This window comes from Streptomyces sp. NPDC048275 (genome assembly GCF_040652275.1).
GTDB lineage: Bacteria > Actinomycetota > Actinomycetes > Streptomycetales > Streptomycetaceae > Streptomyces.
This window is the reverse complement of record NZ_JBEZLR010000048.1, coordinates 37,088-58,141: the sequence shown is the minus strand read 5'-3', so window position 1 is coordinate 58,141 and position 21,054 is coordinate 37,088. Positions and strand designations below refer to the sequence as shown.

The 21,054-nt window shown below is 69.2% G+C and carries 18 protein-coding genes and 1 pseudogene; 10 read left to right on the top strand and 9 right to left on the bottom strand.

Annotated features, from left to right (window positions below; genetic code table 11):
• Positions 1-112: 112 nt before the first annotated feature.
• Positions 113-2,503: a M4 family metallopeptidase gene (locus tag AB0D57_RS26255; protein ID WP_362077697.1), complete on the bottom strand. Its 2,391-nt coding sequence runs from the start codon at positions 2,501-2,503 to the stop codon at positions 113-115.
• 297 nt (positions 2,504-2,800) lie between these two features.
• Between AB0D57_RS26255 and AB0D57_RS26250 the strand changes: the two are divergent.
• From AB0D57_RS26250 to AB0D57_RS26235, 4 genes and pseudogenes are all read left to right on the top strand, one after another.
• Positions 2,801-2,908, top strand: a pseudogene (locus AB0D57_RS26250) (cupin); the annotation flags it as partial.
• A 405-nt stretch (positions 2,909-3,313) separates the two neighbouring features.
• On the top strand, positions 3,314-3,841 hold the full coding sequence (locus AB0D57_RS26245) for an NUDIX hydrolase family protein (protein WP_362077739.1): 528 nt from the start codon (positions 3,314-3,316) through the stop codon (positions 3,839-3,841).
• Positions 3,842-4,105: 264 nt separating this feature from the next.
• The gene (locus tag AB0D57_RS26240; RefSeq protein ID WP_362077694.1) at positions 4,106-5,170 is read left to right on the top strand and encodes a right-handed parallel beta-helix repeat-containing protein; all 1,065 of its coding nucleotides are present in this window, start codon (positions 4,106-4,108) and stop codon (positions 5,168-5,170) included.
• Positions 5,171-5,224: 54 nt separating this feature from the next.
• Positions 5,225-6,253: a methyltransferase gene (locus AB0D57_RS26235; protein ID WP_362077691.1), complete on the top strand. Its 1,029-nt coding sequence runs from the start codon at positions 5,225-5,227 to the stop codon at positions 6,251-6,253.
• 83 nt (positions 6,254-6,336) lie between these two features.
• On the opposite strand, the gene AB0D57_RS26230 is transcribed toward AB0D57_RS26235, so the two are convergent.
• The 7 genes from AB0D57_RS26230 to AB0D57_RS26200 form a co-directional block, all read right to left on the bottom strand.
• Complete coding sequence (locus AB0D57_RS26230; RefSeq protein ID WP_362077688.1) at positions 6,337-6,669, bottom strand: TcmI family type II polyketide cyclase; 333 nt, start codon at positions 6,667-6,669, stop codon at positions 6,337-6,339.
• A gap of 28 nt (positions 6,670-6,697) precedes the next feature.
• Positions 6,698-7,177 carry an SRPBCC family protein gene (locus AB0D57_RS26225; protein WP_362077685.1) on the bottom strand — a complete coding sequence of 160 codons (480 nt, stop codon included), beginning with the start codon at positions 7,175-7,177 and terminating at the stop codon, positions 6,698-6,700.
• Between the two features lie 2 nt (positions 7,178-7,179).
• Complete coding sequence (locus AB0D57_RS26220; RefSeq protein WP_362077682.1) at positions 7,180-7,437, bottom strand: phosphopantetheine-binding protein; 258 nt, start codon at positions 7,435-7,437, stop codon at positions 7,180-7,182.
• A 24-nt stretch (positions 7,438-7,461) separates the two neighbouring features.
• A complete protein-coding gene (locus AB0D57_RS26215; RefSeq protein WP_362077679.1) occupies positions 7,462-8,709 on the bottom strand; it encodes a ketosynthase chain-length factor in 1,248 nt (415 codons plus the stop codon).
• Positions 8,706-9,974, bottom strand: coding sequence for a beta-ketoacyl-[acyl-carrier-protein] synthase family protein (locus AB0D57_RS26210; RefSeq protein WP_362077676.1), 1,269 nt, complete (start codon positions 9,972-9,974; stop codon positions 8,706-8,708). Before AB0D57_RS26210 ends, AB0D57_RS26215 begins: the two co-directional genes overlap by 4 nt.
• Positions 9,971-10,453 carry a cupin domain-containing protein gene (locus AB0D57_RS26205; protein WP_362077673.1) on the bottom strand — a complete coding sequence of 161 codons (483 nt, stop codon included), beginning with the start codon at positions 10,451-10,453 and terminating at the stop codon, positions 9,971-9,973. Before AB0D57_RS26205 ends, AB0D57_RS26210 begins: the two co-directional genes overlap by 4 nt.
• A gap of 68 nt (positions 10,454-10,521) precedes the next feature.
• A complete protein-coding gene (locus tag AB0D57_RS26200) occupies positions 10,522-11,646 on the bottom strand; it encodes a SchA/CurD-like domain-containing protein (protein ID WP_362077670.1) in 1,125 nt (374 codons plus the stop codon).
• Positions 11,647-11,880: 234 nt separating this feature from the next.
• Between AB0D57_RS26200 and AB0D57_RS26195 the strand changes: the two genes are divergently transcribed.
• Positions 11,881-13,566: an FAD-dependent monooxygenase gene (locus tag AB0D57_RS26195; protein ID WP_362077667.1), complete on the top strand. Its 1,686-nt coding sequence runs from the start codon at positions 11,881-11,883 to the stop codon at positions 13,564-13,566.
• A 221-nt stretch (positions 13,567-13,787) separates the two neighbouring features.
• Here AB0D57_RS26195 and AB0D57_RS26190 read toward each other — a convergent pair whose 3' ends face one another.
• On the bottom strand, positions 13,788-15,602 hold the full coding sequence (locus tag AB0D57_RS26190; protein WP_362077664.1) for an ABC transporter ATP-binding protein: 1,815 nt from the start codon (positions 15,600-15,602) through the stop codon (positions 13,788-13,790).
• A gap of 420 nt (positions 15,603-16,022) precedes the next feature.
• Between AB0D57_RS26190 and AB0D57_RS26185 the strand changes: the two genes are divergently transcribed.
• The 5 genes from AB0D57_RS26185 to AB0D57_RS26165 all read left to right on the top strand — a co-directional run bounded on the left by AB0D57_RS26185 (position 16,023) and on the right by AB0D57_RS26165 (position 20,506).
• On the top strand, positions 16,023-17,423 hold the full coding sequence (locus tag AB0D57_RS26185) for a carboxypeptidase regulatory-like domain-containing protein (RefSeq protein ID WP_362077661.1): 1,401 nt from the start codon (positions 16,023-16,025) through the stop codon (positions 17,421-17,423).
• A 37-nt stretch (positions 17,424-17,460) separates the two neighbouring features.
• Entirely contained in the window at positions 17,461-17,586 is a 126-nt protein-coding gene (locus tag AB0D57_RS26180) for a hypothetical protein (protein WP_362077746.1), read from the top strand.
• Positions 17,587-17,769: 183 nt separating this feature from the next.
• The gene (locus AB0D57_RS26175; RefSeq protein ID WP_362077658.1) at positions 17,770-18,945 is read left to right on the top strand and encodes a cytochrome P450; all 1,176 of its coding nucleotides are present in this window, start codon (positions 17,770-17,772) and stop codon (positions 18,943-18,945) included.
• Between the two features lie 221 nt (positions 18,946-19,166).
• The gene (locus AB0D57_RS26170; RefSeq protein ID WP_362077655.1) at positions 19,167-19,649 is read left to right on the top strand and encodes a hypothetical protein; all 483 of its coding nucleotides are present in this window, start codon (positions 19,167-19,169) and stop codon (positions 19,647-19,649) included.
• Between the two features lie 116 nt (positions 19,650-19,765).
• Positions 19,766-20,506 carry a class I SAM-dependent methyltransferase gene (locus tag AB0D57_RS26165; RefSeq protein ID WP_362077652.1) on the top strand — a complete coding sequence of 247 codons (741 nt, stop codon included), beginning with the start codon at positions 19,766-19,768 and terminating at the stop codon, positions 20,504-20,506.
• Positions 20,507-21,054 lie beyond the last annotated feature (548 nt).

The window sequence follows — 21,054 nt, the reverse complement described above, 5'->3', positions numbered from 1 at the left end:
TGGATCTTCTCAGCCGGAGGGTGGCGCCAACATACGGGGGCCGGCGCGAGGTGGGCCATCCTTGCGGGTGGCCCACCTCGCCGCTGGTGCCGGAGGTGTCAGTTGGCTCCGATCAGCTGGTCGTCACCGCGGTGTCGTCGACGACGAAGCTGGTCTGGAGGGAGGAGTCCTCGACGCCGCTGAACTTCAGGGCGACGGTGGTACCGGCGAACGAGGACAGGTCGAAGGTCTTCTGGGTGTACCCCGTGGCCTTGTTGAGGTTGGAGTAGGTCGCCAGGGTCGTCGATCCGGCGGTGACCGTCAGCTTGTCGTACTGGGTGCTGGTGCTTGTCTCCGCGCTGTCGATGTGCAGCCAGAAGGTGAAGCTGGCCTTGCAGCCGCTGGGGATCGTCACCGACTGGGAGAGCGTGTCGGTGTGCGTCGATCCGTAGCCGTCCAGCCAGGCCTTGTAGGAACCACCGTGCGCCGCCTGGCTGCTGGAGTTGGTGATCACGCCGCTGGTGGCGGTCCAGGTGGTGTTGCCCGACTCGAAGCCGGGGTTGCCGAGCAGTTGCGTCGAGGTGCAGGTACCGCCGCCGGAGGAGCTGACGGTCCAGGTGAAGGACGCCGTGCCACTGGCGCCGGTGCTGTCGGTGACCGTGACGGTGGTGCTGTAGGTCCCCGCGGTGGTCGGGGTCCCGGTGATCGCCCCGGTGGAGCCGTTGATCGACAGGCCGGTGGGCAGTCCGGTCGCGGCGTAGGTCAGCGAGCCGCTGTTGGTGCTGCTGGCGGAGATCTGCAGGCTCACCGCGGTGCCGACGGTGGAGGACTGGCTGCCCGGGTTGGTGACGGTCACGCCACTCGTCGGCGGAGTGACATGGGCGCCGACATTGATGCCCGCGAAGGCGTTCGCCACCCCCGCGTACTGGGTGGAGTTGGCGCCGTACAGCGCGGTCGCGGCGTTGAGCGCGGCGGTACGGGCGCCCGCGTAGTTGGTGCTGGACGTCATGTACGTCGTCAGCGCCTTGTACCAGATCTGCAGGGCGGCGGCCCGGCCGATACCCGCGACAGCGACACCGTCGGAGGTCGGGCTGTTGTAGGTGACGCCGTTGATGGTCTTGGTACCGCTGCCCTCGGAGAGCAGATAGAACATGTGGTTCGCCGGGCCCGAGGAGTAGTGGACGTCCAGGTTGCCGATGCCGGAGTACCAGGAGTCGGCGGAGCCGCCGTCCTTGTCGGGCTCGTCCATGTAACGCAGCGGGGTGCCGTCGCCGTTGATGTCGATCTTCTCGCCGACGAGGTAGTCACCGACGTCACTGCTGTTGTTGGCGTAGAACTCCACGCCGGTGCCGAAGATGTCGGAGGTCGCCTCGTTGAGGCCGCCGGACTCACCCGTGTAGTTCAGGTTCGCGGTGTTGGAGGTGACGCCGTGGGTCATCTCGTGGCCGGCCACGTCGAGCGAGGTGAGGGCGTGGGTGCCGCCGCTGCCGTCGCCGTACGTCATGCAGAAGCAGGAGTCGTCCCAGAAGGCGTTGACGTACGCGCTGCTGTAGTGGACACGGGAGTAGGCGGCGACGCCGTCGTTCTTGATGCCGCTGCGCCCGAAGGTGTTCTTGTAGAAGTCCCACGTCACCTGCGCGCCGAAGTGGGCGTCGACGCCGGCGGTCTGGGTGTTGGAGCCGGAGCCGGTGCCCCAGGTGTCGTCGGCGTCGGTCATCAGGGTGCCCGTGCCGGACGTGCCGTTGTTGAGGCTGTACGTCCGGTGGGTGCCGCGTGTGGTGTCGTTCAGCTGGTACGTCGAACCGGACAGCGTGGTGCCGATGGTGACGGTACCGCTGTACTGGCTGTTGCCGGTGCCGGTCTGGATGCCCTGGAACTCGGAGAGCTTCTCGCCGGTGGTCGCGTCGGTGATGACGTGCAGCTGGCTGGGGGTGCCGTCGTCCTGGAAACCACCGATGACCGTTTCCCAGGCGAGCTTGGGCGTGCCGGTGCCCGCCCAGATCACCTTGCGGGCACTGTCGGTGGTGGGCTTCTCGGCGTCCAGGGCCTTCGCGGCCTTCAGCGCCTTGGTCTCCGCGGCCGATTTGGCGAAGGTCGCGGCGGTGGAGGCGACCTTGATGGTGCGCTTGTTGTTGAACGTGCTGCTCACCGTGCCGGTGGCCACGGAGGCCGGCGGGGTGTGCACGACCAGGTCGCCGCCCAGCACCGGCAGGCCGGCGTAAGTGCGCTCGTAGCGTGTGTGGAGGGTGCCGTCCTGGTCCTTGACGACATCCTTGACGACGAGTTTCTCCCTCGCCCCCAGACCGAGGAAGTCGGCGGTCTCCGTGGTCTTCTTCGATGCGCTCTTCAGCAGTGCGGTGTGCTGGACCGGGGTGAGTTCGGCCTCCAGGCCACCGGTGCGCAGCGGACTGGGGTGGGGGGCGGGTTTAGCGGCCGCCGGGACCGTCTGTATGCCAACTGCCAAGAGCGCGGCGGCGGCCGCCAGTGCTCCGGCCGCGGTCGCCGGACGGGGGATTCGTCTCACTCGTACTCCTACTGCTGCGGCCGCGCGTTGTCGGCCGGTGACAGCCCGGGCAGACGGGATGTGCTGCCCGGGACGAGCTGAGCAGTGCGGTGCGGGGCCCCTGGGAGGGCCGTGTGGGGCCCGTGCGACAGGTGGAGGAAGAATGGCAGTTTGACAAAGGCATGTCATGCACACGGAGGGCAATCGAGGGGCGATCGAGGGTTATCCCTCTACGCCGCGCGCACGAGCGGGGTGGAGGGACCGCCCCTGACTCGGATGGCGGAGCCGAGTGGACAGGCAGACGATGGAGTGGAGGGGCTGTGCACGGCCGGACACGACGCCTGGGTCGTCGGCGACGAACAGACCGTGGTGTACGACTTCGCCGGCGGCACGGCGACGGAGTATGCGAAGGCGGCGCGGGAATAACTCCCGTTGCGGGGGCCGTGAGGGTCGGCATCCTTCCCTGGTAGTACGCCCTGGTCCTGTGCCTGCTCCTCAGGGTGAGGGGCGGGCACCTCCGTGAGCACGACGCGCCCGGACACGGCGGCGCGGAAGCTGGACGTACGAGTTCGAGGAGGGTGTCATGAACCGCCAGATCCGCATTCGTCCTAAGCCCCGCCCCAGTGCGGGGCGCGAGGTGAAGATCGACCGGAGGACACCGTCGGGGCGGCTGCTCCCCTACTGAGCCGACGGTGGTCGGCTACCGAGCCGTCCGCGCCGGAGCGGACCATGTCGACGATGCCCGTCCGGCTGTCGGCACCGATCCTCCGGCGCGGCACACGGCGCGCGCGAAGCCGCGGGCCGGGAAAGTATGATCACCCAATGTCTGACATGACCGAGACCACGCCCGGCTGGCTGACCTCCGACGAGCTCGACCAGGCACGGGCACGCATGCCGATCCTGTACGTCGAAGCCGTGCCGGTCCGAGTCGACGACAACGGCGAAGTCACCCTCATCGGGCTACTGCTGCGCATAGGGCCGGACGGAACGGTCAGCCGCGCCCTCGTCTCCGGCCGGGTCCTGCACCACGAACGGGTCCGGGACGCCCTGCTGCGCCACCTGGAAAAGGACCTCGGCCCGGTGGCGCTGCCCCGAATCCCCGCCTCGCTGCAGCCCTTCACCGTCGCCGAGTACTTCCCGACGCATGGGGTCACGGCTTTCCACGACCCCCGCCAGCACGCGGTGTCCCTCGCCTACATCGTCCCGGTGACCGGCGACTGCCGCCCCCGTCAGGACGCCCTCGACCTGGTGTGGTTCAGCCCTGAGGAGGCCTCCTCCGACGTGGTCCTGGGCGAGATGGCGGGCGGGCACGGAGCCCTCCTCAAGCAGGCCCTGGCCCACGTGGGCCGACTGTCCTAACCGGCCCTCGGAGATGACCGGTGCGCGTGCACGCGAGTGTCCGCGCATCTGGCTTGGCTCAGGACTTGGGCTACGCACCGACCGGCGGGGATCAGAAGTACGCGACGGCGCGCGACGGTCGACATCGCCGAGTCCGAAGTGAGGCGGGGAAGGCCCCTGTGAGCTGACCAACCGTCACTCCTTCGCACTCCCAGGGGCGACAGAAGCGGCCCACCTGGGTGATCAGCGGTGGCGGGCCGGAACACCCGCTCATAGCTTCGGCCTATGACCAAACAACAGATGGCCTATCTCGCATGCACCGCGGTCGTCGTGGCGTCGGGACTCGGCGCTGCCGCACCGTCCACCGACCACCTGAGGGTGCACCGGGTAAGCCCCGGCCAATCCATCCAGAAGGCCGTGAACGCCGCGAAACCGGGGGACACCGTTGTCCTCTCCCCCGGCACCTACCGAGAGAGCGTCCGCATCACCGTGCCGGACCTGACCCTGCGTGGTTCGGGCACCCAACCGTCCGTCATCGTCCCTGCCAAGTCCTCCGCCAAGAACACGTGCGCCAAGGCCGGCCACGGCATCTGCGTGACCGGAACCGACAAGAAGCGCGTCGCGCGCGTCACCGTGAGCTCACTGACCATCAGAGGCTTCGCCAAGAACGGCCTGTGGGCGTCCGGAACCGATCGGCTGACCGTCCGGGGCGTGACCTCCGAGAAGAACGGTCAGTGGGGCTTCGCCCAGGAGAGGTCCGTCCGCGGCGCGTTCCGCCAGAACATCGCGCGGTCCAACGGCGACGCCGGGGTGTTCCTGGCCAACACGGTCGACACCGAGGAAGGGGCCCGCGACTCCAAGGGGGCGGTGATCAGTCAGAACCGCCTGCTCGGCAACCGGATCGGCATCACGGTGCGCCGCCTGCGCAACCTGACCGTCGATCACAACGAAGCCACGGGAAACTGCGCCGCGGTGTTCGTCGTGGGCGACGAGTCCAAGCCGCGCGCCGGGAACCTGAACGTGCGCCGGAACTACATCCACGACAACAACAAGTACTGTCCCAAGACCCCCCGGCTGCCCTTCCTGCAGGGCTCGGGGATCGTCCTCACCGGCACCGAGGACACGCTGGTGACGGAGAACGTGGTCGAGGGCAACAAGGGCAAGTCCCCGCTGTCCGGCGGGATCGTGCTGTTCAAGAGCTTCGTCGGTGCCCCCAACCAGCGCAACGAGATCCGCGACAACGTGGTGCTGGGCAACGGCACGGCCGATCTGGCCAACCGGGACACCACCAAGAGCAACACCTTCCACGGCAACTGGTGCCGGGTCTCCGAGCCCGCCGGCATGTGCTGACCGGTCGGCTCCCCGGACCCCTCACACCGCATGACAGCAGAAGCGAGGCAACAGATGACGATCGTTGATCAGACTCCCCCACCGCCCATGCGGCTGCGGGAGCTCGTTTTCGGGGCGGCGTGCGCCGCCGCCGTACGCGCGGCCGCCCGCCTGGGTGTGGCCGACGCCCTGGAGGACACGCCCATGAGCGTGGACGACCTGGCGGCCGCGGTGAAGACCCAGCCGCGGACACTGCGGCGACTGCTGCGCGCACTGTCCTGCCAGGGGGTCTTCACGGAACGCCCGGACGGCACCTTCGCGCACACGGAGATGTCCCGGCTGCTGCGCGAGGACGATCCGCACAGCCTGCGGTACATCGCCCTGTGGTGCACCGAGCCGTGGACGTGGAACGTCTGGCCGAAGCTCGACGAGGCGGTCCGCTCCGGACGTAACGTCTTCGAGGACGTGTACGAGAGGGAGTTCTTCGACTACCTCAACGAAGAGGCTCCCGAGTCGGCGTACGTGTTCAACCGCGCCATGACGACGTCCAGCGAGCAGTCGGCGCGGGACGTGGCGAACCTTCTCGACCTGGGCGGCGTGTCCTCGGTCGCGGACATCGGCGGCGGCCAGGGGCAGGTCGTGGTCAGCCTGCTGGAGAAGCACCCCAAGATGCACGGCACGCTGCTCGATCTGCCGGGCGTGGTGGAGAACGCCGATCCGCGCCTGCGCAGCGGCGGCTCGCTGGCCGGACGGGTGCGTATCGTCGCCGGGGACTGCCGCGAGGACATCCCGGTCCAGGCGGATGTGTACATCATCAAGAACATCCTGGAGTGGGACGACGAAAGCACCCGCAGGGCGCTGGCGAACGTCCGGAAGGCGGCGCGGCCCGGCGCTCGTGTCGTCGTCATCGAGAACCTCGTGGACGACACCCCGTCGATGAAGTTCACGACGGCCATGGACCTGCTGCTGCTGCTCAACGTCGGCGGCGCGAAGCACACCCGGCAGAGCATGGTCGAGCGGCTGACGGACGCCGGTCTGGTCATCGGCGAGGTCCGCCCGGTCAACCCGTATCTGCACGCCTTCGAGTGCACCATCCCCGGCTGAGCCGGAGAAAACGCAAACCCCGAGGCCGCCGGTTCCGCGTCTGTCGCGGAGCCGGCGGCCTCGGGGTTTGTCCGGGCGCTCGCTCAGGAACCGGCGTTCCGGTCCCAGCGGTAGAAGCACTGCGCCATGGCGTCCTTGGGGCTGCGCCACGTCTGCGGGTCGTACGCGCTGACGTACGCCGACAGTTGCTCGCTGACGCTCCGGAACTCGGGGTGCCCGACCACCTTCGCGATGGCGGGTGCGGGGTCCTTGTCGGCTTCGATGAGGTGCAGGTACACGTCACCGAACTGGAAGAGGCTGCGCCGGTTGACGCCGATCAGGTGCGGGAGTTCGCCGCGGTCGGAAGCGGCGAACACGTCGGCGATCGCCGGCGCCGAACCCTGCTCCATACGAGCGACGATCAGGGCGTGGTGCATCGAGTGTCCTTCCTTCCTGAGCCGGCGATCAGCGAGGCATGACGGGCGCGACGCTACGGTCGCGGGCGACCTGCTCGATCTTGTCCCGGATGAGGGCCATCTGTGTGCGGGAGTTGCGGTTGATGTTGTCCGTCATCCAGGCGTCGTCGACCGGAGCGTCGGGCTTCATCGCGAAGTCCTGCACCCAGCGCATGTGGACGCCGTCCGCGGTCTCCTTGTACTCCCACAGGATGTTCATGTGGGCGAAGGGTCCCGTCTCGACGCGGCGGGCCCGGACGGTCCGCCCCTTGCGGTCCGTGATCCGTTCCGAGACCCAGCTCCAGACCTTCCCGGACTCGTCCGGGTGCATGGTCAGGCGGAAGGTCGTCGTGTCGCCTTCGCGGGACAGCACCTCGACGGACGCGTACTCGCTGAAGAGCTGCGGCCAGTTCTCGATGTCGTTGGTCATGTCCCAGACCAGGTCGAGAGGGGCGTCGATGCTGATGCTGTTCTCGGTGTGTCCTGCCACTTTCAGGCTCCAGTCTTGAGGGTGGTGTTGACGAGCTCGAGGAACTCGCGGGGGGTCTTGCAGCGCTCCGCGTCGACGGGGAGCGGCCGGCTGTACCGGTTCTCCAGCTCGCCGACGATGCCGAGCAGGCCGAGCGAGTCGAGGCCGAGGGTGCCGAAGGGGGAGTCCGACGCGTGCTTGAGCTCCTGGGGGTCGACGGTGACTCCGGCTGCCTTCTTCATCAGCTTGGCCAGTTCGTCGACAGTGACTTCGATGATCATGTGTGCTCTCCTTCCCGCCCGGTCCTACCGGGCGGATTCACCACCGCGGCGCACTACCAGCGCCGCGTTGGAACCCATGAGTCCCCTGCTGAGGACCAGGGCCGTGTGCAGCTCGGCGGGGCGAGCGCTGGACATCACCAGATCGAGGTCGTGGCAGATGTCGAACACGTGGGGAGTGGGGGGTACCTGGCCGTTCTCCATCGCGAGCACCGCGGCCGCGGTGTCCAGCACGGGTGCCGCGCAGTAAGCCCGCCCCATTCCGGTCTTGGGAGCCGTCACAGGTACGCGGGTACCGTGCGCCCCCAGGGCGTCGGCGATGGCCAGGGCTTCGGCGCGGTCCGCCTCCGGTACGCCCAGGGCATCGGCGAACACGACGTCGATGTCCTCAGGGGCGCAGCCCGCCTCGTCGAGGGCGCCCCGGATCGCGTGGGCGAGCCCCTCTCTGGACCGGTCCCAGCGGGAGGCGCCGGTGAAGGTGGCGCCGTGGCCGGCCACGATGGCCCGGACGTCCGCTCCGCGGTCGAGGGCGCGGTTCTCGTCCTCGACGACGAGCATGGCGCCGCCCTCCGCGGGTGCGAATCCGCACGCTTCCTTGGTGAAGGGCCGGTAGGCGTGATCGGGCTCCTCGACGGTGCTGAGCTCGGGGTATCCGAGCTGGCAGACCATCGAGTACGGGGCGAGGGGTGCCTCCGCGGAACCGGCGACCACGACGCCGGTGCCACGCCGTACCCCCCGGGCGGCGTGCGCGATGGAGTCCAGGCCGCCGGCCTCGTCGCTGGCGACCACCCCGCACGGCCCCTTGAAGCCGCTCCGAATGGAGATCTGGCCGGTGCTCGCGGCGTAGAACCAGGCGATGGACTGGTACGGGCCGACGTATCGGGAACCCTGCCCCCACAGCTTCTGCAGTTCCCGCTGGCCGAACTCGCCGCCTCCGGACCCGGCCGCGGTGACCACGCCGATGTCGTACGGCTGAGCGGGGTCACCGCTGCCGAGGCCGGCATCTTCGAGGGCGAGGGCGGCCGCGGCCATGGCGAAGTGGCTGAACCGGTCGGTCTGGACCAGGAAGCGTTCCTCGATGAGGGCCGCGGCGTCGAAGGCCCGGACCTCGCCCGCGATGCGAAGCGGCAGGTGCTCGCAACCTTCGCGGGTGATCCGGTCCAGAACGCCGAGGCCTTCCTTGATGGACTTCCAGTACGCGTCGGCGCGCAATCCGTTGGGCGCGATCACACCGATCCCGGTGATGGCCGCGCGCCGGGGGCGCTGATTGCTCATCGTGTCCTCCCACCCGGCCTGGTCAGAAGCACCGCGGACTGAAAACCACCGAATCCGCTGCCGACGGAGAGCACGTTCTTCAGCTTCCGCGAGCGTGCGGTGCGCGGCACGTAGTCCAGGTCGCACTCGGGGTCGGGTGTCTCGTAGTTCGCCGTCGGCGGTACCACTTGGTGCGTCAGAGCGAGGACGCAGGCGACGACCTCGATCGCGCCGATCGCGCCGAGCGAATGCCCCACCATGGATTTGATGGAGCTCATGGGTGTGTCGTAGGCATGGGCGCCCAGGGACCGCTTCACCGCTGCGGTCTCGTGCCGGTCGTTCTGTCGGGTGCCCGAGCCGTGCGCGTTGACGTAGTCGATCAGCGAGGGGTCGAGGCGGGCCTGGTCGAGCGTGGTGTCGATCGCCCGGGCCATCTCCAGCCCTTCACCGGTGAGACCGGTCATGTGGTAGGCGTTGCCGTAGGTGGCGTAGCCGCTGATCTCGCAGTACACGTGCGCCCCACGGGCACGGGCGTGCTCGTACTCCTCCAGGACGAGCACCGCGCCACCCTCGCCCATGACGAAGCCGTTGCGGTGAGCGTCGAAGGGCTTGGAGGCATGCTCGGGGTCGTCGTTGTTGGGCGACGTCGCCTTGATGGCGTCGAAGCAGGCCATGGTGATCGGTGATATCGGCGAGTCCGACGCCCCGGCGATGCAGACGTCGGCCCTGCCCTCTTCGATGGTGTGGAAGGCGTAGCCGACCGCGTCGAGGCCGGAGGTGCAGCCGGTGGAGACGGTCTGTACCGGGCCCTGGGCGCCGAACTGCTCGGCGACCACCGAGGCGAGCGTGCTGGGCGAGAACGCCAGGTGCAGTTGGGGTTCGGCGGCGCGGTGGTCCACGTCCCAGCGCCGCCCTCCTTCGCTGACCAGGACGTAGTCGTGTTCCAGGCGGGTGGTGCCGCCGACGGCGCTGCCCAGGGAGACTCCGATCCGCCAGGGGTCCTCCCGGCCGGTGTCGAGTCCTGAGTCGCGTACGGCCTCCGCGGCGGCAACCACGGCGAACTGTATGTACCGGTCGGCGTGGTCACGCAGCTCCGGGTCCAGGCCGTGCGCGACAGGGTCGAAGTCGCATTCGGCGGCTATGCGCGAGCGCAGACCCGCCGGATCGAACAGCGTGATGCCACGGGTCGCGGTACGGCCGTTGGTGAGGAGGTCCCAGAACGCCGTCGCCCCGGTGCCGCCCGGAGCGACCACACCGATGCCGGTGACGGCCACCCGCCGGGTCACTTTATGGCCCCACTTCGCTCGGACGGCTGTCCGTGGTCCGGCGCGGACAGGTCAGTCCCGGCGATGGCGAACTCGGGGCTGGGCGCGGTGCCGTCGGTCACCTCCGTGTCGACGTGGCCGAGGCTCGGACGCGGAGCGAGCGGGCCCAGGTGGAAGACCATGCGCGCTTCCTTACGGCCGACGTTGCGGAAGCGGTGGCGCATGTTGATCGGGATCAGGAGACCCTGATCGGGCTTGAGCGCATGCGTCTCGCCGTCCAGGTCCACTTCGAGCGCGCCGTTGACGACGTACACGAACTCCTCGGAGTACGGGTGGTAGTGCTCGCCGATGCGCTCGCCGGGCTGGACGATGGCCAGGCCCATGAAGCCGCTGGTGGAGCCGCACGTTGCGGGCGTGAGCATGGCCCGGATGTCGCCCCCGCGTCTGCGGTTGGGTTCCGTTTCGCTCAGGTCCACGATGCGTGGATGCTGCTTGATCATGGTTGACACCTCCGGGTGTGGCAGTGACGTCCGGGTGGAACGGACCGGACTCGGGCTGCGGTAGTCCGTCAGGAATCCGCCGAGCTGCGGTCGGTGATCGGCATCATGTCGGCGTGCGACAGGAGGCGGTTGACGTTGCGTTCCGTCCCCAGGGAGCCCTCGACACCGATCGCGGCACCGTCGAGGAGGCGCTCCAGCTCCGCGCTCTTCTTGGCGCCCTTGAGACCGAGGGAGGCGACAGGGTCGCTGTCGAGCTCGCCCTCGATGTCGATGAGGCGCACCACGATGTCGTCGCGCTGGAAGACGGTGCTGCTGTGCACCGGGCTCTTCGGGTCGTCGGCCGCGGCCTCGTCCTGGTGGGCGAGCAACCGGGCCAGCTCCATTCCCGAGCCACGCTTGGCCGGGTAGTACAGCGCGTGCCGCCGCAGGTCGGCGGGTGCCTTGCGGCCGGACACCACATGGTGCACGGCCGGCAGCGCGGCCCGGGTGAAGAAGACCCGCGCCGAGTCGGGGTCGGTCAGGTCCCGGTCCTGTTCCAGATACGGGTTGATGGCCTCCTCGACCGCCCGCACCTCGGGCTGGCGCGCCACGTGGCGCAGTGCCGCGAGGAGGTCGCCCTCCACTTCCACGGCCCGCACGACGCGGTTGCCGTGCATGAACAGCGAGGTGCGACGCAGCCGCGTGGTGTCGTCGACCTGGGCCTGGGGCGAGCTGTACCCGGCCAGGATCTCGGCGACCTTCGATTCGGAGCCCGGCTTGACGGTGAAGGTGAGGGCGTGGCGTGCCACACCGTCGCCCACGCGGGCCTCCACCTGCATGCCCGCCTTGGCCGCCTTCGGGCCGCGCGGCTGGTTGGGGCTGGTCTCCCGAAGGATGCTGTAGCGCATCGACCGGGTGTCCCGGACGCAGCTGTGCATCGGCCTGACCGTCTCGACGTGCTCTTCGCTGTTCACCCATGCGAGGAACGGCGGGGCGCTCTCCCACTCGCTGGTGATGAGCCACTGCGAGGGGTTCTCGATGGACTGGCAGAGCTGGTCACTGATGTGACCGGGAACGGACGCGACCTGGTTGCACATGAGTTCGTACGCGTCGAGGAATTGCTGCTGGGCCCCTTCGTACAGATCGAGCAGCAGGATCACCCGCAGCCTGGAGCCGTCGAAAGCCGATTGCGATATGCGTCCCGTGCTGGTCATTCGGAACACCTCTCCTCTTTTTCACGGAAGGTCAGGAACGACCGCGGTATCCGAAAGGCCGGGGTCGCCATGAGCCGATCGTTGACGGGAGCCCCGATGAGCGCGAGCCCCACGGGGCGGACGAGTGAACCGCGGGCCATCCGGGTGCCCCGAGCGCGCGAACCGGTCCTCACAGGGCATGGAAACTGCATCCCCATCCCTGACTCACCTCGCAGGTGACCCTGGAGGCATTCAATGAACCGATTGAAAGAGGCCGGCGAGGTCGGTCACCACACGCCGGTCCTCATCGTCGGCGGCTCTTTGGTGGGCCTGTCCACCTCGCTGTTCCTGGGGCGTCTCGGCGTGCCTCACACGCTCGTCGAGCGCCACTCAGGCACCTCGATCCATCCACGTGGGCGCGGGAACAACGTGCGCACGATGGAGTTGTTCCGGGTGGCCGGGGTGCAGCGGCGCATCGAGGAAGCCGCCTCGGTGCTGGCGGACAATCACGGCATCATGCAGACGCCGACCCTGGTGGGCGATGCGGGTGAGTGGCTGTTCAAGGAGATCGACCCCGGCGGCGGGCTCGCGCGTTTCAGCCCCGGCGGGTGGTGTCTGTGCAGCCAGAACGACCTGGAGCCGGTGTTGTTGAAGAGCGCTCGGGAGCTGTGCGGAGATCTGCGGTACTCCACGGAGCTGATGTCGTTCGAGCAGGACGCCGAGGGGGTTACCGCGCGGGTCAAGAGTCGTGACACCGGCGAGCACACCACCATCCGGGCGGACTACCTGGTCGCGGCGGACGGTCCACGCAGCCCCATCCGCGAGCAGCTCGGCATCAAGCAGAGCGGGCCGGGCGACCTGTTCCACAACGTGAGCGTCACCTTCACCTCCCACGGCCTCGCGGAGGTCGTCGGTGACCGGCGCTTCATCGTCTGCTATCTCACCAATCCGGAGGCCGACGGGGCCCTGCTGCCGGTCGACAACCGGGAGCACTGGGTGTTCCACGCTCCCTGGCACCCCGAACACGGCGAGACCTTGGAGGAGTTCACCGACGAGCGGTGCGCGGACCATATCCGGCGGGCCGTCGGGGTGCCGGACCTCGATGTGCGGATCACCGGTCGAGCTGCCTGGCACGCCGCCGAGAGGGTCGCCGAACGGTACGCGGACGGGCGGGTGTTCCTCGCCGGCGACTCCGCCCACGAGATGTCCCCCACCGGGGCGTTCGGCTCCAACACCGGTATCCAGGACGCGCACAACCTCGCCTGGAAGCTGGCCGCCGTGCTGAACGGCTGGGCCGGCACCGGTCTGCTGAAGTCCTACGACATGGAGCGCCGGCCGGTCGCGGAGGCGACGAGCGCCCGCGCCTCGTCGCGTTCGGTCGAGCACAGCCACCCCGGGTACACCCCCGATCCTGGAGTCGGCGGCCCCGGCGGCACCGGTGGCCCGGGCGGTCCCGGCGGCAAGAAGGGCGGCATCCTCAACGTGGCGCTGGGCTACGGCTATCCGCGCGGCGCCGTCCTGGGGGCCGATCCGGCGATGCCCGTCGTGCCCGAGGGCATGCGGATGACGGGTGAGCCCGGGAGCCGGGCGCCGCACATGTGGCTGGACCGCTCCGGCACCCGCATCTCCACCCTGGACCTGTACGAGCGTTCCCTGGTGCTCCTGAGCTCCGCGGGCGGCGCCGGCGAGTGGCACGCCGCTGCGGCGGGCGTCGCGAAGCAACTGTCCGTGCCGCTCGACTCGTACCGGATCGGCAGTGGGCCCGACGCGGAGCTGTCCCCCGCGAGCGACCAGAACTGGGCAAAGGTGCACGGCGTCAGCGCCGACGGTGCGGTGCTGGTGCGCCCCGACGGGTTCGTCGCGTGGAGGTCGGAAGGACCGTCGGCGGACCCGAGAACGGCGTTGCGGGAGGCTCTCGCGGCGGTCCTGGACCGGGGCTGACCTTCCCGCGACTCACCATCGCCGGTCGCCGCCGTCCACCCCGATGAGGGCTCCACTGTGGACACGCGGCGACCGGCCGCTGTGCCGATGGGCGTCCGGATGAGCACATCACCACGTTCGCCACTCTCCTCACCGCCAACCACTCCCGTGCCCAGGCTCATCGAGCGGCAGGAATGGATATACGGCGGCCTCGACGTCTTCCGCGGCGTCGGCGCCCGCGTTCAGTGCAGGTCGGCCCGCGCGGGGCTGTCGTCGAGGAAGCCGCCGGACTGGTGCTGCCACAGCTTCGCGTAGGCGCCGTCCGACGCGAGCAGTTCCTGGTGCGTGCCCTGTTCGACGATCCGTCCGCGGTCGAGGACGACGAGCTGATCCATGGTGGCGACCGTGCTCAGCCTGTGCGCCACGACGAGCGCCGTCCGCTCCTCCATGAGCCGCCACAGAGCCTCCTGGACGAGGATCTCGCTCTCGGAGTCCAGGGCGCTGGTCGCCTCGTCGAGCAGCAGGATCGGCGCGTCGCGCAGGATCGCCCGGGCGAGGGCGACCCGCTGGCGCTGTCCGCCGGACAGCTTGACACCGCGCTCTCCCACCATCGTGTCGAAGCCGTCCGGCAGCGCGGCGGCGAACTCCGTGACGTGCGCCGCCTCGGCCGCGCGGCGGATCTCGGCGTCGGTGGCGTCCGGCCGGGCGAACGCGATGTTGTCGCGCAGCGTTCGGTGGAACATCGCCGGGTCCTGCGGCACGTAGGCGATCAGGCTGCGCAGGTCGGCCTGGCGCAGCCTGCTGATGTCCTGACCCCCGATCAGGATCCGGCCGGCGTCGATGTCCGTCATCCGCAGCAGCAGCCGGGAGAGCGTGGTCTTGCCCCCGCCGGACCGGCCGACAAGACCGATCTTCGCCCCACTGGGCACGGCCAGTTCGAGGCCCTCGAAGAGCGGATCCGCGCCCGCGTGGGCGAAGGTCACCTGCTCGAAGCGGACGTCGGCGGCCCCTGGCAGCAGCGGCTCCGGCGACGCCGGGTCGAGCACGGTCGGCGGCGTGAGCAGCAGTTCGGTGAACTGCGCGGCCTCCGTCATCGAGCTCTCCAGGCGGCGGTAGATCTGATTGAACTCGAACATGATCCGCGTCGCGTTGGTGTAGTACGTGAAGGCCACCACGACCTCCTCCACGCCGTTGCCGCCCCCACCGAGCGCGACCGCGAGCAGCAGGCCCAGCGCGTTGGTCAGCACGGACATCGGTGCGACCAGCGTGTCGATGCGCAGGTTGCCGTAGTCCCACGACCTCAGAGTGAGCCGTCGCGACTGCGCCACCCGGGACCGGTGCTCTGCGGCCTCGCGTTCCTCGGCGGCGAACGCCCTGACGGTGTCCATGTTCATCAGGCTGTCGGCGACATGGCCCGACACCCGGGCGATTGCCTCCTCGCGCTGGTCGACGAGCGCCTGGCGGCGACGGATCAGGGGCACCACGCACAGCGCCGTCAGTGCAATCATCGCCAAGAGCCCGACAACGAGCAGCGGTTCGTAGAGCCACAGCACCACCGACCCGAACGCCAGCGGCACGAAGCTGCCCACGACGGAGAACGTCAGCGTGTCGACGACCTCCTCGAAGCGGGAGGCGAAGCTCAGGACCCGCTTGGTCAGCGACCCGGCGAAGTTGTCGTGGAAGAACGCGGCGTCCTTGGCGAACAGCTCGTCCATGCCGATCACGTACAGGTGCTCGATGCCGCGGGCGTCAAGGCGGTTCAGGCAGTGCAGGCCGATGCGCCACAGTATCTCCGCGAGCAGCAGGACGCCGGCAAAGCCGAAGACGTAGGGCAGCGCCGCCCCGACGGCAATACCGGTGTCGCCGGCGATGCGGCCGACGAGCTTGGCGACGACCAGCGGCGCGATGTAGTTGATGCCGATGTTGCCCAGCGCCGGCAGCAGCATCGCGGGCGCCGTCAGCCGCCGGAGCCGGGCCATCTCCCGTCCGTAATAACGAAGTGCGAGAAGCACCGGGCCCTTGCCCGGCGGCACCTCGCGCGATTCAGGCGATCCCATCCCCACCCCGTGTTGTCGTACGGCAGCCCCCACGTGCTTCTGTGGTGAGATGCTGTTGCCTCAATGGCCGTGCGGAGCTTTGGTTCGAGTGCCCTCGCTCGAGTCGCCCTCCGACAGTCGGGGCACGACGACGGAGCCCCCGCAGCTCGCGGCGATCCCCACGTGCGAGTACGGACAGGCCAGGAATCGCAGTGTCCCGCGACGGCGCTCGCCGAGTCCAAGCGTTTTCCCAGCGGCATGTCCGCCGGAGCCCCGGGCAGGATGCACAAGGCCTCGACCAGGCCGTTTGACCGGCAGGCCCCACCACGACCCGACTTCGCGCCGAGTCCGCACGAAATATTGATGTACCCTACATGCATATGAGTGCTCTTCGGTCGCCGGCCGGTGAGAGATCCCACGAGAGGGCCGGGTACAAGGACCGTGGCAGACGCCGGACAGACGGGCACCGACCGGGCGGGGCAGCCTCCCCGGATCCCGGCGACCAGAACCCTCGCGGAGGCCCTCTGGTTTCCCGCGGCCCTCTTCCTGGGGTTCCTGTTCTGCTTCGCCCCCGCGCTGCACGCTCCCGAGCCGCACCACGCGAAGGTGGTGGTCGCCGGCCCGGCCGCGGCACGCCAAGTGGACTCCGCCCTGCAGCTACAGCACCCCGGTGGATTCGACGTCTCCGCCGTATCCGGTGCCGGGGAGGCCCGCCGGGCCGTACTCGACCGGACGGCCGTGGCCGGCTTCGCCGGAGGTGACCGCCCCGTGCTCTACGTGGCCAAAGCCAACGGGATGTCGCTGGAACAAGCTCTGACGAAAGCCTTCACCGAGGTCGCCGATCAGCATGACCGGAAGCTCGCCATCCGGGACGTGGCACCCACCGTGAGCCAGGACCTGATGGGGACGACCCTCGTCTACTTCGGCATCGCATGGAGCGTGCCCGGCTACATCCTCGCCACCACACTGCTGCGTGCGGTGGCCTTCGACCGCCGAAGGAAACTGCTGTCCATCGCGGGCGTCTCCGCCCTGTTCAGCGTCGTCGGTTTCCTCGTCGGCGCGGGACTCGGCTACCTCCCCCACGACCCCGCGGCCATGGTCGTGGCCTTCCTGCTCACCGCGGCGGTGGCCACGTTCGCCTCCGGTCTCGCCCCGTTCACGCGGCAGTTCTTCCCCGCCGTGGGAATGACCCTGTTCATCGTGCTGTCCATCCCCACCAGCGGCGGCGTGGCGCCTGCCCCGATGCTGCCGACATTCTTCCAGTACGTCCACGCCGTCATGCCCCTCGCCAACGCCGTGGACGCCCTGCGCGGAGTGCTCTACTTCGACGGCGCCGGGCTGCTCAAGCCCGTCCTCGTCCTGTGTGCGTGGATCGCGGCCGGCGCCGCCCTGCTGGGCCTGGACGCCTGGGCGCATCGCCGCAGGGCGGCCCGGAGGGACGCGGAGACCAAGGAGGACGTGGAGGAGCCGCCCGTGGACGACCCGTCCCTCGAGGCACCGACACCCACCGCGCTCCCCGTCCACCGCCACCACATCGGTGAACCGGTGCCCGACCTGGTGGGCACAGTCCGCGACTCCGGACAGCGGCCCCTGCGTCACGCAGCGGTGACCGTCCTGGATCCGAGCGGTCGCCAGTTGGTCTCCACGTCGACGAACGCGCACGGCGACTACGCCGTGACCGGCCTGCCCGAGGGCTACCTCAGCGTGGTCGTCACGTCCTCGGGCCGACAGCCCGTGGTGCACCAGTTGCTACTGCACTCCGGTGAGGTCGTCCGCGCCGACTTCGCCCTGCACGACCGACACCACTCGTCGCGTGAGGCGCGTGAGGCAATCGCCCGGTAGACGTGCCGCACGGGCACACCCTCAGGCCGGAGCCCTCGTGATCGCCTCCGGCCGGACCGGTCCCGCGTGTCCGGTCCGCGCCCGTCGCGGCGCGTTCGCGCAGGGGCGGGACGAGGAACGCGGCGAGGTCGGCGGTGACGACCTCGCACTCGGGGTCGAATGATGTGGCGTTGTCCCAACCGCTCTCGTTGCCGCGCTGGTAGGGGGCAGAGCAGCACCCGAGGGCGTCGCCGCGCTGGAGACGGCCCTCACGCCGGGAGCGCGGCGCCCCCGTCCGCCTCGCCTTCGAAGCGGTTGTTAGCCTCGGTGGTGTGATCGGTTTCGCCATACCCGGCCTGAGTGCGCGTTGAGCGTCGTCGACTCCTTCCCGCTCGGTGCCGCGACCACGCTTGCCGAACTCGCCCGGGATCCGCATCCGCGACTGGCGCTGCTCCGTGCGCAGGAACCCGTGTCCTGGTTGCCCGAGCTCGATGGCTGGTTGGTGACCCGTCGCGACCTCGCGCTGAGCGTGATGCGGGACGCGGCGACCTTCACCGTCGACGACCCCCGGTTCTCCACCGCGCAGGTCGTCGGCCCGAGCATGCTGTCCCTGGACGGTGACCAGCACACCCGCCACCGCGAGCCCTTCACCGCTCCCTTCCGGCCGCGGGCGGTGCGTGAGGGCTTCGCCTCGTTCATCGAGCGGGAGACCGACCGGCTCATCACCGCACTGCGGCCGGCGGGCGCCGTCGAACTGCGACGTGCCTTCGCCGGCCCGCTCGCGGTCGCCGTCGTGACCCAGGCACTGGGGCTGGTCGGCACCACGCCGCGCACGGTGCTCTCCTGGTACGACGCCATCGTGCAGTCGGTTTCGGACATCACCGCGGGACATGCGGCGGAGCCCGCCGGCGCGGCGGCGTACGCCCAACTACGGACCGCCGTGGAAGCCACCGTGACCGACCGGGAAGCTGCCTCGCTCCTCGTCTCGGCCGCCGGGCAGCTGACAGCGCCCGAGGTGGCGTCCAATGCCGCGGTGCTGATGTTCGGAGGCATCGAGACCACCGAGGCGATGATCACCAACGCGCTGCTGCATCTGCTGCAACGCCCCGACCAACTCGCCCTGGTCCAGGCCGACCCAGATCTGCTGGATGGCGCCATCGAGGAATCACTGCGCCTCGAACCTGGCGCGGCAGTCGTGGACCGGTACGCCACCCGTGACACCGTCCTCGGCCCGGCCACGATCCGCCGGGGTGACCTGGTCACCGTCTCCCTGACGGGCGCCAACCGGGACCCTGCCGTCTTCCCCGACCCCGACCGGTTCGACGTCCGCCGCGAGAACGCACGTCTCCAACTGGCCTTCGCACACGGCCCGCACTACTGCCTCGCCGCGCACCTGGCCCGCCTTGAAACCCGCATCGCCCTCGATGCCCTGCTCGAGCGCCTCCCCGCCCTGCGCCTGGACCCGGACCGCCCCACCGCACCGTACGGTCTGGTCTTCCGCAAGCCCCTCACCCTGCACGTGCTGTGGGACATCCCTGCCTGACCGGCCACCGGTGTGCGAGCACCGGGCCTGATGTCAAAGGACAACCCAGCTGCGAGTCATCGATATCGCCGAACGCCCCAGCGCCCGGAAACAAGGATGCTGAGGCGTCCGCAACCAGGCTTGGCAGGGCTCGTGCTCCTCAGTGAGGGGGTCGGTCGCCGCCGATGCGCAAGGGACGAAGGTCGGCGCCGACCGGTGCCGGTGCCGAAGGAGGAAGATGCATGCAGGGTGAACCCATAGCCGGACGGCGCTCGAGGATCTACACGTTGTGGCTCTTTGGCCCCGCATCAGGGATGGCAGCCGTCTGGCTCGCCCTCTATGAGCGCGCGCCCGCCGCGGTTCCGTCGCCCCAGTTCTACATCCTGTGTCGAACCCCAGGATCCCTGAAGGCGCTCTCCTTGGCTTCGGTCCTGTTCATCGTCACCGCCGCGGCCGTGTCCGTCACCGGAACGGTCTGGGCCGTCAGAACACCCTCCCGCCGTCCCCTGCGTCCGATGCTTCACCTGGCCGTGGCACTCATTCTCCTCGTGGGAGCGGACAGCATGGACTACCTCGGAAGCGGCATCGCCTACCGCGCGGCGGTACACAACGGCTCGAACATCGCCACCTGCGAAGGTGCCTACCATGTCACCCCAGGCTGGTTCTTCTTCCTCACTCCGGAAGACCGCGGGCAGTGGCCCCACCACGCAGTCGAGCCAAGGTGATCCATTTGCCGGTCGCTTCAAGCATGCGAGTGCGTCACCGGGTGACGTCCGATGCTCACTTGCCTGAGGGTAAATGCGTGGACACCGCCTCGCCGTGCCGGGCAAAGTGGCTGCTCGTGACGAGCAGCGAGCTGTGGACCCGTGCGACCGCCGACCGCTACGACGCCGAGGAGAGCGAGATGTCCTCGGCTGCTGTTCTGGGACCCACTCTCGACTTCCTCGCCGAACTCGCAGGCGACGGCCGGGCGCTGGAGTTCGCCATCGGAACCGGACGGGTGGGCGTCCCACTCCGGGAACGCGGCGTGCCAGTAGCGGGCATCGAACTGTCCGAACACATGGCAGCGGTCCTGCGGTTCAAGATCGACGAGGACACGCTCCCGGTCACCCTCGGGGACATGGCCACGACCGTCGTCCCCGGTAAGTTCACCCTGGTCTACCTCGTCTACAACACCATCACGAACCTGCTCACGCAGGACGAGCAGGTCGAGTGCTTCCGCAACGCCGCGCGCCACCTGACGCCTGGCGGCCGATTCGTCATCGAGCTGGGCGTGCCGCCGCTGCGGTTCCTGCCGCCCGGGCAGGTCGCGGTGCCGTTCGACGTCTCCGAGCGACATCTCGGCTTCGACACCTTCGACCTGGTCGAGCAGATTCTCGTGTCGCACCACCTCACCCGCGACGGCGACGACGGCCGCTACCGTCGCGGGCACTCCCGGCACCGGTACGCGTGGCCGGCGGAGCTCGACCTGATGGCCCGGATCGCGGGGCTCGAGCTGGAACAGCGCGTCGCGGACTGGGACGGCGCACCGTTCACCCAGGACTCCGCGAAGCACATCTCCGTGTGGCGCAAGCCGGCCTGAGACGGCCCCTTCCACCCTCCTGAGCCATGTTGCCAAGTCGTCGGGCCTGCCCCTACGACGCGTCGCCCCGCACCCTCGCACCTGATGCGGCCGGACATCGGCCCTGCAGCCGTGGCCGAACGAGGGCTACCCGAGGAACGACAGGGTGGAGAGAACGACCTGCGACCGCCCGGAACCTCGTGGTCCCCGACCGGCCGCCCCGTACGCGCCGTACGCGCCGTACCTGAACGACATCACCGGCTGCCCCCCGGGCCTCGCCCCCGCTGCCGCGCTTCCGCCGAGCCGTTGAGCCCTCCAGGCCCCTTCGCGACTGCCAACGTGACGACACAGCCGCGCCGTTGCCCCGACGCCCTGAACGTTCCCTCTCCTTTTCCACTGGCACCACACATCTTTTGATGAATCATCAGAAAGTTCCAGAGATTCGTACCGAACCTCTGGACAGTCCCCCACGCGGCGCCCTAATCTCTCGGCCCATCGAGACATGTGTTTCGTCCCGGTAACACCGCAGCCGATCGGCATTCCCTCGAACGCTCTTCTCCTCACGAGTC

Coding starts and splice junctions, on each gene's coding strand:
- AB0D57_RS26190 (WP_362077664.1), bottom strand. CDS start 15,602: ATGGGATCGCCTGAATCGCGCGAGGTGCCGCCGGGCAAGGGCCCGGTG.
- AB0D57_RS26235 (WP_362077691.1), top strand. CDS start 5,225: ATGACGATCGTTGATCAGACTCCCCCACCGCCCATGCGGCTGCGGGAG.
- AB0D57_RS26245 (WP_362077739.1), top strand. CDS start 3,314: ATGACCGAGACCACGCCCGGCTGGCTGACCTCCGACGAGCTCGACCAG.
- AB0D57_RS26205 (WP_362077673.1), bottom strand. CDS start 10,453: ATGATCAAGCAGCATCCACGCATCGTGGACCTGAGCGAAACGGAACCC.
- AB0D57_RS26220 (WP_362077682.1), bottom strand. CDS start 7,437: ATGATCATCGAAGTCACTGTCGACGAACTGGCCAAGCTGATGAAGAAG.
- AB0D57_RS26240 (WP_362077694.1), top strand. CDS start 4,106: ATGACCAAACAACAGATGGCCTATCTCGCATGCACCGCGGTCGTCGTG.
- AB0D57_RS26230 (WP_362077688.1), bottom strand. CDS start 6,669: ATGCACCACGCCCTGATCGTCGCTCGTATGGAGCAGGGTTCGGCGCCG.
- AB0D57_RS26215 (WP_362077679.1), bottom strand. CDS start 8,709: ATGAGCAATCAGCGCCCCCGGCGCGCGGCCATCACCGGGATCGGTGTG.
- AB0D57_RS26170 (WP_362077655.1), top strand. CDS start 19,167: ATGCAGGGTGAACCCATAGCCGGACGGCGCTCGAGGATCTACACGTTG.
- AB0D57_RS26195 (WP_362077667.1), top strand. CDS start 11,881: ATGAACCGATTGAAAGAGGCCGGCGAGGTCGGTCACCACACGCCGGTC.
- AB0D57_RS26200 (WP_362077670.1), bottom strand. CDS start 11,646: ATGACCAGCACGGGACGCATATCGCAATCGGCTTTCGACGGCTCCAGG.